The following is a 15770-nucleotide window of genomic DNA, read 5'->3' on the forward strand; positions in this document are numbered from 1 at the left end:
TCCCTAGAGCGGCACCCGCGTCAGGTCGAGCCGGGTGTCGTTCTTCACCTCGCGCAGTGCGACCGAGGTCTTGATCTGCCGGATGCCCTCGAGCTTCAGCATGAATCGGTGCAGGAAGCGGTCGAAGGCCAGCGCGTCGGGCACCACGATCTTGAGGATGTAGTCGCCGTCGCCGGTGGTGACCCAGCACTCGAGGATCTCGGGCGTGGCCTGCACCGCGCGCTCGAAGGCCGCCACCACCGATTCCGAATGCCGCTCCAGGCTGATCTGCGTGAACATGCAGCCGTGCAGGCCGACCTTGTTGCGGTCGACCAGCGCGACGAAGCGGCGGATGATGCCGCTGTCCTCGAGTTCGCGCAGCCGGCGCCAGCAGGGCGCCGAGGACAGGCCCACCTCGTCGGCCAGTGCCTGCACCGTCATGCGGCCGTCGGCCTGCAGCAGGTCGAGGATGCGGCGCGTGGGCGCGTCGGACAGCGGCGTCGAATCGGTCTTTCCCATGGCGGCGTTCTCCGGAATGAAACATGCCGGGTTGTCACCAACGCCGCATGGATCGCAATTATATATGCTGTCCAGACGGATTAATATTTGATCTTCCCCCCGATGGACGGATCCACACCATGCAGACAGAAGAAGCAGCGCCCGCGCTGGAGACAGGCTACCGGCTCGAAGACAACCGCACCGCGCGCGAAGGCCGCGTGTTCCTCACCGGCACGCAGGCGCTGGTGCGTCTGCTGTTCCGCCAGCAGCAGGAGGACAAGGCCCGCGGCTGGAACACCGCCGGCTACGTGAGCGGCTACCGCGGTTCGCCGCTCGCGGGCGTCGACACCGAGCTGTGGCGCGCCAAGTCGGACCTGGCCGAGCACGGCATCCGCTTCCTGCCGGCCATCAACGAGGACCTGGCCGCCACCGCGGTGATGGGCACCCAGCAGGTCGGCCTGGACCCCGAGCGCGAGGTCGATGGCGTGTTCGCCATGTGGTACGGCAAGGGGCCGGGCGTGGACCGCGCGGGCGATGCGATCCGCCACGGCAACGCGGCCGGCACCTCGCGCCGCGGCGGCGTGCTGATGGTGGTGGGCGACGACCATGCGGCCACGTCCTCGTCGATTCCCAATGCCAGCGACCTGTCGCTGATGGGCTGGGGCATTCCGATCGTGCATCCGGCCTCGGTCGACGAGTACGAGGCCTTCGGCCTCTGGGGCTGGGCCGCCTCGCGCCATGCCAGCACCTGGGTCGCGTTCAAGGCGATCTCGGAGACGGTCGAGAGCGCGCGCTCGGTCGAGGCCTCCTCGGGCGCGGCGCTCGCATTGCCCGAGCCGTCCGGGTTGCCCGACACCTCCGCGCTCGAATACCGCACCAGCGACTTCCTCACGCCGGCCGTCGAGCTGCGGCTGGCCGCCAAGCTCGAGGCCTTCAGCGCCTTCGCGCGCGGCAATCCGCTCGATCGCCTGGTGGTGCCGGCGCCCGGCGCCACGGCCGGCATCGTGGCGGTGGGCAAGTCCTTCCATGACCTGATGGAGGTGCTGCAGCGCTGCGGCCTCGGCGCCGACGACCTGCCGGCGCTCGGCCTGCGGCTCTACAAGCCGGGCCTGGTGTTCCCGCTCGATGCCGAGGGCGCCGACCGTTTCTGCGAAGGGCTGTCGCATGTGCTGGTGATCGAGGAGAAGGCCTCGGTGGTCGAGCAGCAGCTCAAGGACCGGGTGTTCAACCGCGCGCGCCGGCCCACGGTCTGCGGCAAGCAGGACCTCGAGGGCCATCCGCTGCTGGCCTGGACCGGCCAGCTCTCGCCCGCGAGCATCGCCGCCGCGTTGCTGACCTGGCTGCGCGCCGTCGACCATCCATTGGCCGCGCGCATCGACAGCGCGCGCTTCGCCGCGCGCGCGGCGCTGTCGAACGAGGCCGACGGCATGCGGCGGCTGCCGTACTTCTGCTCGGGCTGCCCGCACAACAGCTCGACCAAGGTTCCCGAGGGCAGCCAGGCGCAGGCCGGCGTGGGCTGCCACTACATGGCGAGCTGGATGGACCGCGGCACCGGCGGCCTCACGCAGATGGGCGGGGAGGGCACCGACTGGCTCGGGCGCGGCGCCTTCACGCGCGTGCCGCACGTGTTCCAGAACATGGGCGAGGGCACCTACTTCCACTCGGGCTACCTCGCGATCCGGCAGGCGGTGGCGGGCGGCGCCAACATCACCTACAAGATCCTGTTCAACGACGCGGTGGCGATGACCGGCGGCCAGCCCGTCGACGGCCAGACCAGCGTGCCGCAGATCTGCACCCAGGTCGCGAGCGAAGGTGCCCGCAAGGTGGTGGTCGTGACCGACGAGCCGCAGCGCTACCACGGCGTGGCGCTGGCCGCGGGCGTGCAGGTGCGGCACCGGCGCGAGCTCGACATGGTGCAGCGCGAGCTGCGCGAGATCGCGGGCGTCACGGTGCTGGTCTACGACCAGACCTGCGCGGCCGAGAAGCGCCGCCGCCGCAAGCGCAAGAGCTATCCCGATCCGGCGCGGCGCGTGCTCATCAACCCCGAGGTCTGTGAAGGCTGCGGCGACTGCGGCACGCAGTCGAACTGCCTGTCGGTCGCGCCGCTCGAGACCTCGTTCGGCCGCAAGCGCCAGATCGACCAGTCGAGTTGCAACAAGGACTTTTCGTGCGCCGAGGGCTTCTGCCCCAGCTTCGTGAGCGTGCTCGGCGGCAGCCTGCGCAAGGGCACGGCGGCCGCGCCCGCGCAGGACCCCGAGGCGCTCGCGGCCGCGCTGCCGCTGCCCGCGCTGCCTTCGCTCGCGCAGCCCTTCGACCTGATGATCGCGGGCGTCGGCGGCACCGGCGTCATCACGCTCGGCGCGCTGATCGCGATGGCCGCGCACCTCGAGGGCAAGGGCATCTCGGTGCTCGACTTCACCGCGCTCGCGCAGAAAGGCGGCTCGGTCGTGAGCCACGTGCGCCTGGCCGACACGCCCGATCGCCTGCACGCGGTGCGCCTGCTGCCGGGCACCGCGCGCACCCTGATCGCGGCCGACTTGGTGGTGGGCGTGCTGCCCGACGTGCTGGGCGTGATCGGCGAGGGCCGCACGCGCGTGGTGGTCAACACCCACCTGCAGACCCTGGCCGAGTTCACGCGCCAGCCCGACCTGCCCTACCGCGAGGACGCGCTGCTCGCCAAGATCGAGGCCGCCGCGGGTGCCGCGCAGGTCGAGCGCATCGATGCGAACGCCACCGCCAAGGCGCTGCTGGGCGACGCCATCGGCGCCAACATGCTGATGCTCGGCCACGCCTGGCAGCAGGGCGGCGTGCCGGTGAGCCTGGCGGCGCTGATGCGCGCGATCGAGCTCAACGGCGTGGCCGTGGCCGCCAACAAGCGCGCCTTCGCGGCCGGCCGCCTCACGGCCGCCGATCCGCAATGGCGCCAGACGCTGATGGGCGACCGGGGCAGCGTCGTCACGCTGAACCTGCCGCAGTCCTTCGAGAAGCTGCTCGACGAGCGCGTGCGTTTCCTCACCGACTACCAGGACGCGCGCTATGCGCGCCGCTACCTCGACACCGTGCGCCGCGTGGAGGCCGCCGAGCGCGCCGTCGCGCCCGGCGCGCGGCGGCCGCGGCTGGCGGAGGCGGTGGCGCGTTCGCTGTTCAAGCTGATGGCCTACAAGGACGAGTACGAGGTCGCGCGGCTGCATGCGCGGCCCGAGTTCCTGCAGAACCTGCGTGATCAGTTCGAGGGCGACTTCAAGCTGCAATTCCACCTGGCGCCGCCGATCTTCGAGAAGCGCGGTGCGGATGGGAAGGTGCTCAAGCGCAGCTTCGGCGCCTGGATGCTGCCGGTGTTCCGCACGCTCGCGGCGCTGCGCGGCCTGCGCGGCACGCCGCTCGATCCCTTCGGCTGGCTGGCCGAGCGGCGCGAGGAGCGCGCGCTGGTGGTCGAGTACGAAGGGCTCGTCGGGCGTCTGCTCGATGGGCTGACGAGCGAGCGCATCGGCAGCGCGGTGGCGGTCGCGGCACTGCCCGAGAAGATCCGCGGCTACGGGCACGTGAAGGCGCGCGCCATCGCCGAGTACCGCCGCAACCTGCCCGCGCTGCTGGCCGCGCACGATGCACCGCCGCCCGCGATGCAGCCGCCCGCGCTGAAGACCGCCTGATCGAGGAGCGCCCGCCATGCCCATCGCCCTCGATTGCCGCTACCGCCCCGGTGGCGCGCAGGACCGTCTGCCGATCCGCGCGGTCCACCTCGACTACATGATCGCGAACCAGGCGCGCGTGCTGCACGGCGGCCCGTCGCTGGCCGACGGCGAGCTGGTCGGCATGTACCTGCTGCTGGCCACCGACGACCCCGCGCAGGCCGACGACTTCCTGGCCGGCGAGCCCTATGCGCGCGCCGGGCTCTTCGCCGAGGTACGGCGCACGCTCTTCACGGGCTACCTGCCCGAGCCGCGCGAAGGCTTCCTGCGGGAGCTGCGGCGCGAGGCATCGCGCGGGGTCTCGGCATCGGACTGAGGCCGCGCAGCGTGCCTGCGCTAAAGTCCCCGGCCATGCCGTCCAAAGAGAGTGCCTCCCCCATGCCCCGCGATGCCGCCAGCGTTCAACCCGACGGCATCCTGCGCCTGAACGACTGGCTGCCCTACCAGTGCTCGGTCATCACGAACCGCGTGAGCGGCATGCTGGCGCGCATGTACTCGGAGGAACTCGGCATCGGCGTGGTCGAGTGGCGCGTGCTCGCCAACCTGGTCGCGTTCTCGCCGATGTCGGCGACCGAGCTGTCGGAGAGCACGGCCATGGACAAAGTCAGCATCACGCGCGCGCTGAACCTGCTCGTGACCAAGAAGCTGGTCTCGCGCCGCGTCGATGCCAAGGACCGCCGCAAGGTTGTGCTGCGCCTCACCAAGACCGGCGCCGACGCCTACGAGCGCGTGATGCCGCTGGCGCGTGCCATCGAGCAGGAGCTGACCAGCGCGCTCACGCCGCAGGAGCTCAAGACCGTGCAGGCGGCGATGCAGGTGCTGGTCGCGCGCGCCAACGCCACGCTGGACGACACGCGCGACTGGCGCGAGCTCGCGCCGGCCGACGCACTACCGGCGGCCGCGGCAGTCTGAATCCCCGCGCGGCCGGCGCCGCGCCTTCCCCCTTTGCGATCGATCCGTGCCTCGCGGAGGCAAGCGCGCGCCCGCGTGCCGGCGAGCCCACGGACAGAAGCAAGAAATCAATTTCTAAAAGAAACAGTTTCACATTGAAATGAATAGGCCTAGAATCCGGCGCACCCCCTAAAAACAGGAGACAAGCCATGATTCGACGCCGCGACATCCTTGCCGGTTCGGCCTGCGCCGCAGCGGGTGCGCTGATCCCGGTCTTCCCCCTGGCGGCCGCCGCCGCTACGCCGCCCACGCTGTCGAAGACGGCGCGCATCGTGATGGGCTTTCCCGCGGGCGGCTCGGGCGACTCGATCGCGCGGCTCTTGGCCGAACGCATCAAGGGCAGCTACGCGCCGGTGGTGCTGGTCGAGAACCGCGTGGGCGCGGGCGGGCGCCTCGCGATGGACCACGTGAAGGCGGCGGAGGCCGACGGCAGCGCGCTGGTGCTGGCGCCCGCCTCGGTGATGGTGATCTATCCGCACGTCTACAAGCGGCTGTCGTACGACCCGCTCAAGGATTTCGCGCCGGTGTCGACCGTGTGCACCTTCCAGTTCGGCCTGAGCGTGGGGCCGGCGGTGCCGCCCGAGGTGCGCACCGTGCAGCAGTTCGCGCAGTGGTGCAACGCCAATCCCTCGAAGGCCAGCTTCGGCTCGCCGGGCGAAGGCACGATGGCCCACTTCGCGGGCGTGGTGATCGGCAAGGCCGCCGGCATGAACCTCACGCACGTGCCCTACAAGGGCGGCGCGCCCGCCATCCAGGACGTGGTGGGCGGCCAGATCGCGGCCTCGGTCAACGTGCTGAGCGAGCCGCTGCCGTTCGCGAAGGAAGGGCGCATCCGCGTGCTCGCCACCACCGGCTCCGCGCGCTCGCCCTACCTGCCCGAGGCGCCCACCATGCGCGAGGCCGGCTTTCGCGACTTCGACATCCAGGAGTACTTCGCCGTCTGGGCGCCCGCCAAGACGCCGCCGGCCGTCGCGAACGCACTGGCCGCGCAGATCCGCGACGCCGTGGCCACGAAGGAACTGCAGGAAGCCTATGCCGCGCGCGCCTTCCTGCCGAGCGCGGTCACGCCGCGCGAACTCGACGCCATGGTGCGTGCCGACCTCGCCAAGTGGGCGCCGATCGTGCAGTCCACCGGTTTTTCCATCGACAGCTGAAGCCAGGAGAATTCAATGACCCAGAAGGAACGTGCAGAGGTGCTCGGCACCGCGTTCATGGAGTTCGCAAGTCCCGACCCGCAGGCGCTGGCCGCCGTGCTCGAGCGCATGGGCTTTCGCACCGTCGCGCGGCACCGCGCGGGGCACGCACTGCTGATGCGGCAGGCCGGTGTCGAGTTCATCGTCGGCACGCGCCAGGATGGGCATGCGATGCGATTCGCAGCCCACCACGGACCGTCGTGCGCCGGCATGGCCTTTCGCGTGGCCGACAGCGCGCGTGCGATGGCGCTGGCCCGCGAGCGCGGCGCGCAGCCGCTCGACGCAGCGGCGGGCTCGCTGCTGCCGGATTGCGCGCTGCAAGGCATCGGCGGCAGCGCGCTCTACTTGGTCGACGATGCGGCGCTCGCGGCGCTGCACGCGCAGTTCGAGTTCGATCCGGCCGCCGTGCTCGACACCGGCGCGGCCTTCGCGCCCTTCGTGCGCGTCGACCACGTCACCCACTGCGTGCACCCGGGCAACATGCCCCAGTGGGTGGACTTCTACAAGAACATCTTCGGCTTCGAGGAGGTGTTCAAGTTCGTCGCCGGCGACGCCAGCAACGGCTTCGACACGATCGCGGTGCGCGATCCCGCGAGCACGGCCTGCGTGACCGTGGTGTCGCCCATGGGCCGCAGCTCGCAGATCCAGGAGTTCATCGACGAGTACAACGGCGAGGGCATCCAGCACATCGCGCTGTTCAGCGACGACCTCTACACCAGCGTGGAGCGGCTGCGCGGTGCCGGCGTGGAGTTCCTGCCCACGCCCTCGGCCTACTACGACGCGCTCGACACCCGGCTGCCGGGCCACGGCGAGGACGTGGCGCGCATGAAGTCGCTGGGCATGCTCCTCGACGGCGCCGCCACCGGCGAGAACCCCGACGCGCGGGCGCGCTTCCTGCTGCAGATCTTCACGCGCAAGATGATCGGGCCGATCTTCTTCGAGGCCATCCAGCGCAAGGGCGACACCTCGTTCGGCGAGGGCAACGCCAAGGCGCTGTTCGAGGCCATCAAGCGCGAGCAGGCCGGCGCAGACGCGCACTGAGACCATGGCCTGGCTCGTCCGTTGCCTCTATCGCCCCGGCGGCGCGCAGGACCGCCTGCCGGTGCGCGCCGACCACATCCGCCACATGCTGGCCTGGCTGCCCCGCACCGTGTTCGGCGCGGCGCTGCTCGACGCCGATGCGCGCGAGCCGATCGGCATGGTGGTCGCGCTGTCGGTCGCCTCGCGCGCCGAGGCGCGGCGCTTCATCGACACCGAGCCCTACAGCCGCGCGGGCCTGTTCGCCAGCGTCGAGCTCACGCCGCTGGTCCAGATGACCCCGCCCCACACGCCCGAATTCCTGCAGGCCGAACTGCGCAAGTGCCCGTGAACCGTCCATGAACAAACCCATCGTCCTTCCCATGCGCGCCGGCATCGCCTCGCGCCAGGCCCACGCGGACATCCCGCCCGGCACCTACGAGCGCGAGATCGGCCGCGAGGGCTTCGGCGGCCAGGCCACGCACATGTACCACCGCCATGCGCCCACGGCCTGGCTGCGCTGGGACGGCCCGCACCGCCCGCGCGCCTACGACCTCAACCAGCTGCCCGCCGCCGAGCAGGGCCTCGACTGCCCGCTCGACGCACCGCTGGTCGCGGGCAATGCCCACATGCGGCTGCGCTGCTGGAAGCCCTCGGTGCCGATGCGCCACCTGGCGCGCAACGCCGACGGCGACGAGCTGCTGTTCGTCCACGCGGGCGGCGGCGATCTCTACTGCGACTACGGCCACCTGCGCCTGCGCGACGGCGACTACCTGCTGCTGCCGCGCGGCACCGCCTGGCGCTACGAGCCCGCGGCGCCGTCCTTCCTGCTGCTGCTCGAAGCCACGGGCGACAGCTTCCGCCTGCCCGAGCGCGGGCTGCTCGGCGAGCATGCGCTGTTCGATGCCGGCGTGCTCGACGTGCCGCAGCTCGACGAGGCCTTCGTCGCGCAGCAGCACGCCGCGCCGCGCGAGTGGGCCGTGCGCATCCAGGCGCGGCACCGCGTGTCCACGCTGACCTATCCGCACGACCCGCTCGATGCGCTGGGCTGGAAAGGCACGCTCGCGCCGGTGCGCCTCAACTGGCGCGACATCCGGCCCGTGCTCAGCGCGCGCTACCACCTGCCGCCCTCGGCCCACACCACCTTCCTCACCCAGCGCGTGGCGGTCTGCACCTTCTGCCCGCGGCCGGCCGAGACCGACCCGGGCGCGCTGAAGGTGCCGTTCTTCCATTCGAACGACGACTACGACGAGCTGCTGTTCCTGCACGCGGGCCGCTTCTTCAGCCGCGACGGCATGGGGCCGGGCGCGATGACCTTCCATCCGGCCGGCTTCCCGCACGGGCCGCATCCCGCGGCCTACCGCAACAGCCTGTCGGCACCGCGCACCGAGCTGCACGAGGTCGCCATCAACATCGACGCGCGCGATCCGCTCGACATCGGCCCGGGCATGGCGGCCTTCGAGCGCGCGGAGCATGCCGATTCCTGGCGCGGCTACCTCGATGCACCCGAAGACAAGACCGAACAGGTGACCGCATGAGGCTCGCGACGCTGAACAACGGCCGGCGCGACGGCCAGCTCGTGGTGGTGTCGGCCGATGCGCGGCGTTGCCTCGCGGTGCCCGAGGCCGCGCCCACCTTGCAGGCCGCGCTCGACGACTGGGAGCATGCGGCGCCCCTGTTGCGCGCGGCCGCGGCCCGGCTCGACGCCGAGCCCGCGGCGGGCCAGCCGCTCGAGCTCGCGGCGCTGCTGGCGCCGCTGCCGCGCGCCTACCAGTGGGTCGATGCCAGCGGCTACCTGTCGCACATGGAGCGCGTGCGCCGCGCGCGCGGCGCCGAGATGCCGCCGTCGGCGCGCACCGAGCCCGTCATCTACCAGGGCCTGTCGGACCGCAACCTCGCCTGGTGCGAGGACATCCCCGCCGACCCGGCCTGGGGCGCCGACCTCGAGGGCGAGCTGGCCGTGATCACCGGCGACCTGGGTCCCGCGCCCACGCCCGAGCAGGCGCTGGCCCAGGTGCGGCTGCTGGTGCTGGTCAACGACGTCTCGCTGCGCGGGCTGATCCCGGGCGAACTGGCCAAGGGCTTCGGCTTCTTCCACGGCAAGCCCGCGAGCGCCTTCGGCCCCTTCGCCGTCACGCCCGACGAGCTGGGCGCCGACTGGCGCGAGGGCCGCGCCTTCGGCCGCCTGCGCGTCGAGGTCAACGGCCGGGTGCGCGGCGAGCTGCGCACCGGCGACGACCAGGACTTCAGCTTCGTCGACATCCTGCGCTATGCCACCCGCACGCGCGGACTCGGCGCGGGCAGCATCGTCGGCGCCGGCACGGTCTCCAACCGCGATGCATCGCGCGGCGTGGCCTGCATCGTCGAGCAGCGCACGTTGCAGCAGCTCGCGGGGCAGGGGCCCGATGCGCTGGCGCCGTACCTGGTGCCGGGCGACACCGTGGGCCTGTCGTTCCACACCGACGACGGGCGCGAGCTGTTCGGCCGCATCGAGCAGAAGGCGGTGGCCGCATGAACGACGCGACCCTGGCCTGCATCGACGACCTGCGCGGCTGGCTCGGCGAGCGGCTGTCCACGGCGCCGGCCGTGCGCGAGCAGCATGGCCGCGACACCACCTTCCATCCGGTGATGCCGCCCGACGCGGTCGCGTTTCCGCACAACGTGGCCGAGGTGCAGCGCATCGTCGCCACCTGCGCCGCGCGGCGGGTGCCGCTCGTGGCTTTCGGCACCGGCACCTCCTGCGAGGGGCACATCGCGGCGCTGCGCGGCGGCATCAGCCTGGACACGCGCGGGCTGGATCGCATCCGCGAGGTTCGCGCGGCCGACATGGACGCGACCGTCGAGGCCGGCGTCACCCGCAAGAGCCTCAACGCGCACCTGCACGGCACCGGCCTGCAGTTCCCGGTCGATCCGGGCGCGGACGCCTCGATCGGCGGCATGGTGTCCACGCGCGCCTCGGGCACCAACGCCATGCGCTACGGCACCATGCGCGAGAACGTGATGGCGCTCGAGGTGGTGCTGCCCGACGGCGAACTGATCCGCACCGGCACGCGCGCGCGCAAGTCCGCGGCCGGCTACGACCTCACGCGCCTGTTCGTCGGCGCCGAAGGCACGCTCGGCATCGTGACGGCGGCGACCGTGCGCCTGCATGCGCTGCCCGAGCACGTGGCGGCCGCCACCTGCGCCTTCGGCACCTTGCGCGCGGCGGTCGACACCGTGATCGAGACGCTGCAGGGCGGCGTGCAGCTCGGTCGCGTCGAACTGCTCGACGCGCTGCAGGTGGAGGCGGTGAACCGCTACTCGCGGCTCGGCATGGCGGTCGCGCCCACGCTGTTCTTCGAGTTCCACGGCAGCGAGCCCGAGGTCGCGCACCAGGTGGAGGTGGTGCGCGAGATCGCGGCCTCGCACGGCGGCCAGGACTTCGCGTGGGCGCACCGGCCCGAGGACCGCAGCCGGCTGTGGCAGGCGCGGCACGACATCTGGTGGGCCAACAAGGGACTGCGCCCCGGCGCCGAAGGCCTGCCCACCGACGTCTGCGTGCCGATCTCCGAGCTGGCCGACCAGATCGAGGCCGCGCAGCAGGACGTGCGGGCCGAGGGCCTGATCGCGCCGATCTGCGGCCATGTCGGCGACGGCAACTTCCACCTGTGCTTCATGGTGGATCCGTCGGACGCCGCCGAGATCGCGCGCGTGAAGGCCGCCTATGCGCGGATGATCCGGCGCGCGCTCGCGGTCGGCGGCACCTGCACCGGCGAGCACGGCATCGGCCACGGCAAGGTCGAGTTCCTGCGCGAGGAGGCCGGCGGTGGCTTTCGCGTCATGCAGGCGCTGCGCGCCGCGCTCGACCCGCTCGGCATCCTGAATCCCGGCAAGGTCACCGGGTTCTTGTGAGTTCGTCGAGCCCTTAAACCACTGGAGATCTCCCCATGATGAAACGCCCCTTCCGGGTGGCGCTGCTCGCGCTCGTCCTCGCTCCTTTCGCCGCGCTGCCTGCGCACGCCGCCGATGCGCGCGTCAGCGTCACGGCCATCGTCGACCACCCCGCGCTCGATGCGGCGCGCCAGGGCATCGTCGAGGAACTCGCCGCCGCCGGCTACGTGGTCGGAAAGAACCTGCGCCTGGACTACCAGAGCGCGCAGGGCAACACCGCGACCGCGGCCCAGATCGCGCGCAAGTTCGTCGGCGACCGGCCCGACGTGATCGTCGCGATGTCCACGCCCTCGGCGCAGACCGTGGTCGCTGCGACGCGCGAGATCCCGATCGTGTTCAGCGCCGTGACCGATCCGGTCGCGGCGAAGCTGGTCAAGTCGTGGGAGGCCACGGGCGGCAACGTCACGGGCGTGTCGGACCTGCCGCTGCTGGACAAGCACCTGGCCCTGCTGCGCCAGGCGTTGCCGACGGCCAAACGCATCGGCGTGGTCTACAACCCCGGCGAGGCCAACTCCGTCGCCGCGATCGCGCAGCTCAAGAAGCTCGCGCAGCCGGCCGGCCTGAGCGTGATCGAGGGTGCCGCGCCGCGCACCGTGGACGTGGCGAGCGCGGCCCAGAGCCTGGTGGGCAAGGTCGATGCGATCTACGCGCCGACCGACAACAACGTGACCTCGGCCTTCGAGGCCCTGGCCAAGGTGGCGGACCAGGGCCGGGTGCCGCTGATCGCGGCCGACCCCTCGCTCGCGGCGCGCGGCGCGGCGCTGGGCATCGGCACCAACTACCACGACCTCGGCCGCCAGTCGGGCAAGCTGGTGGTGCGCGTGCTCAAGGGCGAGTCGCCCGGCAGCATCGCCTCGCAGGTCAGCCCGACGCTGGAGCTGCTCGTGAACCAGGCCGCGGCGCGGCGGCAGGGGCTGGCGCTGTCCGATGCGCTGCTCAAGTCTGCGACCCGCGTGATCGACTGAGCGCCGGCCGGAGCATCGATGTCCCTCATCGCTTTCCAGGGCTCGCTCGAGGTGGGCCTGATCTTCGCGCTGGTCGCGCTCGGCGTCTTCATCTCGTTCAGGGTCGTGAACTTTCCCGACCTGACCGTCGACGGCAGCTTCCCGCTCGGCGGCGCGGTGGCCGCGACCCTGCTGGTGGGCGGCTGGCATCCGCTGGCCGCGACGGCGGCCGCCTTCGCCGCGGGCGCGCTCGCGGGCCTCACGACCGGCTGGCTGCACGTCAAGCTCAAGATCATGCAGCTGCTCGCGGGCATCCTCGTGATGATCGCGCTCTACTCGATCAACCTGCGCGTGATGGGCAAGCCCAACGAGCCCTTGCTGGGCGCGTCCACCGTGTTCAACACGCCGCCGCTCGAGGCGCTGCCCGGGCCGTGGACCACCGCGCTGGTGCTGCTGGCCGTCACGCTCGCGGTCAAGTTCGCGCTCGACCGCTACTTCGGATCGGAGGCCGGCCTGGCCATGCGCGCCACCGGCGGCAACGCGCGGATGGCGCGCGCGCTGGGCGTGTCGACCGACCGGCTCTCGCTGTTCGCGCTCGCGTTGTCCAACGGCATCGTGGCGCTGGCGGGCGCGCTGTTCGCGCAATCGCAGGGTGGGGCCGACGTGTCGATGGGCATCGGCACCATCGTGATCGGGCTGGCGGCCGTGATCATCGGCGAGACCCTGCTGCCCATGCGCAGCATCGCCTGGGCCACGCTCGGCTGCGTCGTCGGCGCGGTGCTCTACCGCATGCTGGTGGCGTTGGCGCTCAACAGCGACTTCATCGGGCTGAAGGCGCAGGACCTCAACCTCGTCACGGCCGTGCTGGTGACGCTCGCGCTCGTGATGCCGGCCTCGAAGCGCTTCCTGGCCCGGCGGCGCGACGCCCTCGGCGCATCGAAGAACAAGGAGGCCGGCGCATGCTGAAGGCAATGGACCTGCGCGTGACCTTCCATGCGGGCACACCGATGGAGAACCGCGCGTTGCGCGGGCTCGACCTGACGATTCCGCGCGGCGAGTTCGTCACCGTCATCGGCTCGAACGGCGCCGGCAAGTCGACCCTGCTCAATGCGCTCAGCGGCGACCTGCCGGTCGACAGCGGCCGCATCTTCATCGACGAGGTGGAGGTCACGCGCCTGAGCGCCTGGCAGCGCAGCGCGCTCGTGGCGCGCGTGTTCCAGGACCCGATGGCCGGCACCTGCGAGGCGCTGACCATCGAGGAGAACCTCGCGCTGGCCTGGCGGCGCGGCGAGCGGCGCGGGCTGCGCGCGGCATTGCGAGGCGAACTGCGCGAGCTGTTCCGCGACCGGCTGCGCAGCCTCGACCTGGGGCTCGAGCAGCGGCTCGACGATCGCATGGGCCTGCTGTCGGGCGGCCAGCGCCAGGCCGTGAGCCTGCTGATGGCCTCGCTCAAGCCCTCGCGCATCCTGCTGCTCGACGAGCACACGGCCGCGCTCGATCCGAAGACCGCGGCCTTCGTGCTCGCGCTCACCGCGCGCATCGTCGAGGAGCAGAAGCTCACCGCGATGATGGTCACGCACAGCATGCGCCAGGCGCTGGACCACGGAACGCGCACGCTGATGCTGCACGAGGGCCGCGTCGTGCTCGACGTGAGCGGAGCGCAGCGCGCCGGCATGGACGTGCCCGATCTGCTGCAACTGTTCGAGCGCACGCGCGGCGAGGCGGTGGCCGACGACGCGCTGCTGCTCGGATGAGCCCCGCGCGCATCGGGCTTTCGCGCGTTGCCGGCGCGGCGCATGAAACATGCCGCGGCCGCCTCGACCAGGCCCAAAGCGCCATTAAATATGCCGGCTGGACGGCTTAATATTTTTCGTTCGACCATGAACCACTACCTGCAAGCGCATTGCATCGACGACTTCCGCGAACTGGCCCGGCGCGCGCTGCCGCGCATGGTGTTCGACTACATCGACGGCGGCGCGGGCTCCGAGTCGAGCGTGCGCGGCAACCGCAGCGCCTTCGACCGCATCCGGCTGCTCGGCTCCGCGCCGGTCGACGTCTCGCAACGCAGCACCGCGATGCAGCTGTTCGGCCGCTCGTGGACCCTGCCGCTGATCATCGGGCCCACGGGGCTGGCGGGCGCGGCCTGGCCCGGCGCCGACCGCTGCCTGGCGCGGGCCGCTCGCGCCTTCGGCATTCCCTTCGTGATGAGCACGGCCGCCACCGCGACCATGGAGGCCGTGGCTGAAGCCGCGCAGGGCAACGCCTGGTTCCAGCTCTACGTGTTCCGCGACCGCGCGATGAGTGCGCGCCTGATCGACCGGGCGCGCGACCTCGACTTCGCGGCGCTCGAGGTGACGGTGGACAATCCGGTCGCGGGCCGGCGGCTGCGCGACGAGCGCAACGGCTTCAGCCTGCCGCTGCGCTGGACCCCGCGCAAGCTCGCGAGCGTGCTCGCGCGGCCCGGCTGGGCCTTGCGCTCGCTGCGCGCCGGCGCGCCACGGCTCGAGCTGATGGCCGGCGAGCTCGGCCTCGAGGCCACCCACACCATCGCGCAGACCATGCAGGCCCAGCTCGATCCCTCGCTGGGTTGGGACGACATCGCCTGGGTGCGCGAACGCTGGCCCGGCAAGCTGATCGTCAAGGGCCTGCTCGATCCCGCGCAGGGCCGCCGCGCGCAGCAGCTCGGCGTCGATGCCATCGTGATCAGCAACCACGGCGGGCGGCAACTCGACGGTGCCGTCGCGCCGATCGAGATCCTGAGCGAGTTCGCGAGCGAGACCGGTGGCCGCCTGCCGCTGCTGCTGGACAGCGGCGTGCGCACCGGCAGCGACATCGCGCGCGCGCTCGCGCTCGGCGCCACGGCCGTGCAGATCGGGCGGCCCACGCTCTACGCGGTTGCTTCGGGTGGCGAGCCGGCCGTTGCCAGGGCGCTGGCCCTGCTCAAGGAGGAGTTCGAGGTCTGCCAGTGCCTGATGGGCGCCGGCAGCGTGGCGTCGATCGGCGCCCACATGGTGCGCCGCGAAGCCGGCTTCGCGGCACAGAGACTGGAGACGGCATGAACATCGAGCGACTGCACACCGACGAACGCATGAGCCAGGCCGTGGTGCATGGCGGCATCGTCTACCTCGCCGGCCAGGTGGACCTGGTGCAGCCCGCGGCGACCGTGGGCGAGCAGATGGCGCGCATCCTGCGGCGCATCGACGCGTTGCTGGCCGAGGCCGGCTCGAGCAAGTCGAGGCTGCTGAGCGCCACCATCTGGCTCGCCGATACCGACGACTTCGCCGAGATGAACCGCGTGTGGATCGACTGGCTGCCGCCCGGGTGCGCACCGGCGCGCGCGACCGTGGGGGCGCGGCTCGCATTGCCCGCGCTGCTGGTCGAGGTGGCCGTGATCGCCGCGACCGGCACCGACTGACATTCCTTCCCTCCCTCGACGCCCATGAGTACAACCCCCGCGCACACCGCCATCAGCCGGCGCCAGACCATCGTCGCCACCACCATCGGCAACGGCCTCGAGATCTTCGACTTCACCGTCTACGGTTTCCTCGCGCTGGTGATCGGCAAGCTGT

General features: G+C 71.6%; 15 protein-coding genes. 14 read left to right on the plus strand and 1 reads right to left on the minus strand.

Annotation, left to right across the window (positions count from 1 at the left end):
* Positions 1–3: 3 nt before the first annotated feature.
* Positions 4–498 (minus strand): Lrp/AsnC family transcriptional regulator, encoded by a 495-nt coding sequence (locus KV106_RS34675; RefSeq protein ID WP_261216279.1) that lies wholly within the window; start codon positions 496–498, stop codon positions 4–6.
* A gap of 119 nt (positions 499–617) precedes the next feature.
* On the opposite strand from KV106_RS34675, the gene KV106_RS34680 reads away from it, so the two are divergent.
* The 14 genes from KV106_RS34680 to KV106_RS34745 all read left to right on the plus strand — a co-directional run bounded on the left by KV106_RS34680 (position 618) and on the right by KV106_RS34745 (position 15616).
* Positions 618–4127, plus strand: coding sequence for an indolepyruvate ferredoxin oxidoreductase family protein (locus tag KV106_RS34680; RefSeq protein ID WP_261216280.1), 3510 nt, complete (start codon positions 618–620; stop codon positions 4125–4127).
* Between the two features lie 16 nt (positions 4128–4143).
* Complete coding sequence (locus tag KV106_RS34685; RefSeq protein WP_261216281.1) at positions 4144–4482, plus strand: YciI family protein; 339 nt, start codon at positions 4144–4146, stop codon at positions 4480–4482.
* Between the two features lie 62 nt (positions 4483–4544).
* Positions 4545–5078, plus strand: coding sequence for a MarR family winged helix-turn-helix transcriptional regulator (locus KV106_RS34690; RefSeq protein ID WP_057589773.1), 534 nt, complete (start codon positions 4545–4547; stop codon positions 5076–5078).
* Positions 5079–5266: 188 nt separating this feature from the next.
* Entirely contained in the window at positions 5267–6271 is a 1005-nt protein-coding gene (locus KV106_RS34695; RefSeq protein ID WP_261216282.1) for a Bug family tripartite tricarboxylate transporter substrate binding protein, read from the plus strand.
* Between the two features lie 15 nt (positions 6272–6286).
* Positions 6287–7351 carry a 4-hydroxyphenylpyruvate dioxygenase gene (hppD, locus tag KV106_RS34700; RefSeq protein ID WP_261216283.1) on the plus strand — a complete coding sequence of 355 codons (1065 nt, stop codon included), beginning with the start codon at positions 6287–6289 and terminating at the stop codon, positions 7349–7351.
* A gap of 4 nt (positions 7352–7355) precedes the next feature.
* A complete protein-coding gene (locus KV106_RS34705; protein ID WP_261216284.1) occupies positions 7356–7679 on the plus strand; it encodes a YciI family protein in 324 nt (107 codons plus the stop codon).
* A 7-nt stretch (positions 7680–7686) separates the two neighbouring features.
* The gene (locus KV106_RS34710; RefSeq protein ID WP_261216285.1) at positions 7687–8865 is read left to right on the plus strand and encodes a homogentisate 1,2-dioxygenase; all 1179 of its coding nucleotides are present in this window, start codon (positions 7687–7689) and stop codon (positions 8863–8865) included.
* A complete protein-coding gene (locus KV106_RS34715; RefSeq protein WP_261216286.1) occupies positions 8862–9842 on the plus strand; it encodes a fumarylacetoacetate hydrolase family protein in 981 nt (326 codons plus the stop codon). Before KV106_RS34710 ends, KV106_RS34715 begins: the two co-directional genes overlap by 4 nt.
* The gene (locus KV106_RS34720) at positions 9839–11218 is read left to right on the plus strand and encodes an FAD-binding oxidoreductase (RefSeq protein WP_261216287.1); all 1380 of its coding nucleotides are present in this window, start codon (positions 9839–9841) and stop codon (positions 11216–11218) included. Before KV106_RS34715 ends, KV106_RS34720 begins: the two co-directional genes overlap by 4 nt.
* A 38-nt stretch (positions 11219–11256) precedes the next feature.
* Positions 11257–12222 (plus strand): ABC transporter substrate-binding protein, encoded by a 966-nt coding sequence (locus KV106_RS34725; RefSeq protein WP_261216293.1) that lies wholly within the window; start codon positions 11257–11259, stop codon positions 12220–12222.
* Between the two features lie 18 nt (positions 12223–12240).
* A complete protein-coding gene (locus tag KV106_RS34730) occupies positions 12241–13167 on the plus strand; it encodes an ABC transporter permease (protein WP_261216288.1) in 927 nt (308 codons plus the stop codon).
* Positions 13161–13955 carry an ABC transporter ATP-binding protein gene (locus tag KV106_RS34735; RefSeq protein ID WP_261216289.1) on the plus strand — a complete coding sequence of 265 codons (795 nt, stop codon included), beginning with the start codon at positions 13161–13163 and terminating at the stop codon, positions 13953–13955. Before KV106_RS34730 ends, KV106_RS34735 begins: the two co-directional genes overlap by 7 nt.
* A 126-nt stretch (positions 13956–14081) precedes the next feature.
* Complete coding sequence (locus tag KV106_RS34740; protein WP_261216290.1) at positions 14082–15260, plus strand: alpha-hydroxy acid oxidase; 1179 nt, start codon at positions 14082–14084, stop codon at positions 15258–15260.
* A complete protein-coding gene (locus KV106_RS34745; RefSeq protein WP_261216291.1) occupies positions 15257–15616 on the plus strand; it encodes a RidA family protein in 360 nt (119 codons plus the stop codon). Before KV106_RS34740 ends, KV106_RS34745 begins: the two co-directional genes overlap by 4 nt.
* Positions 15617–15770: the final 154 nt, after the last annotated feature.

The organism is Variovorax endophyticus (assembly GCF_025376855.1).
Classification (GTDB): domain Bacteria; phylum Pseudomonadota; class Gammaproteobacteria; order Burkholderiales; family Burkholderiaceae_C; genus Variovorax.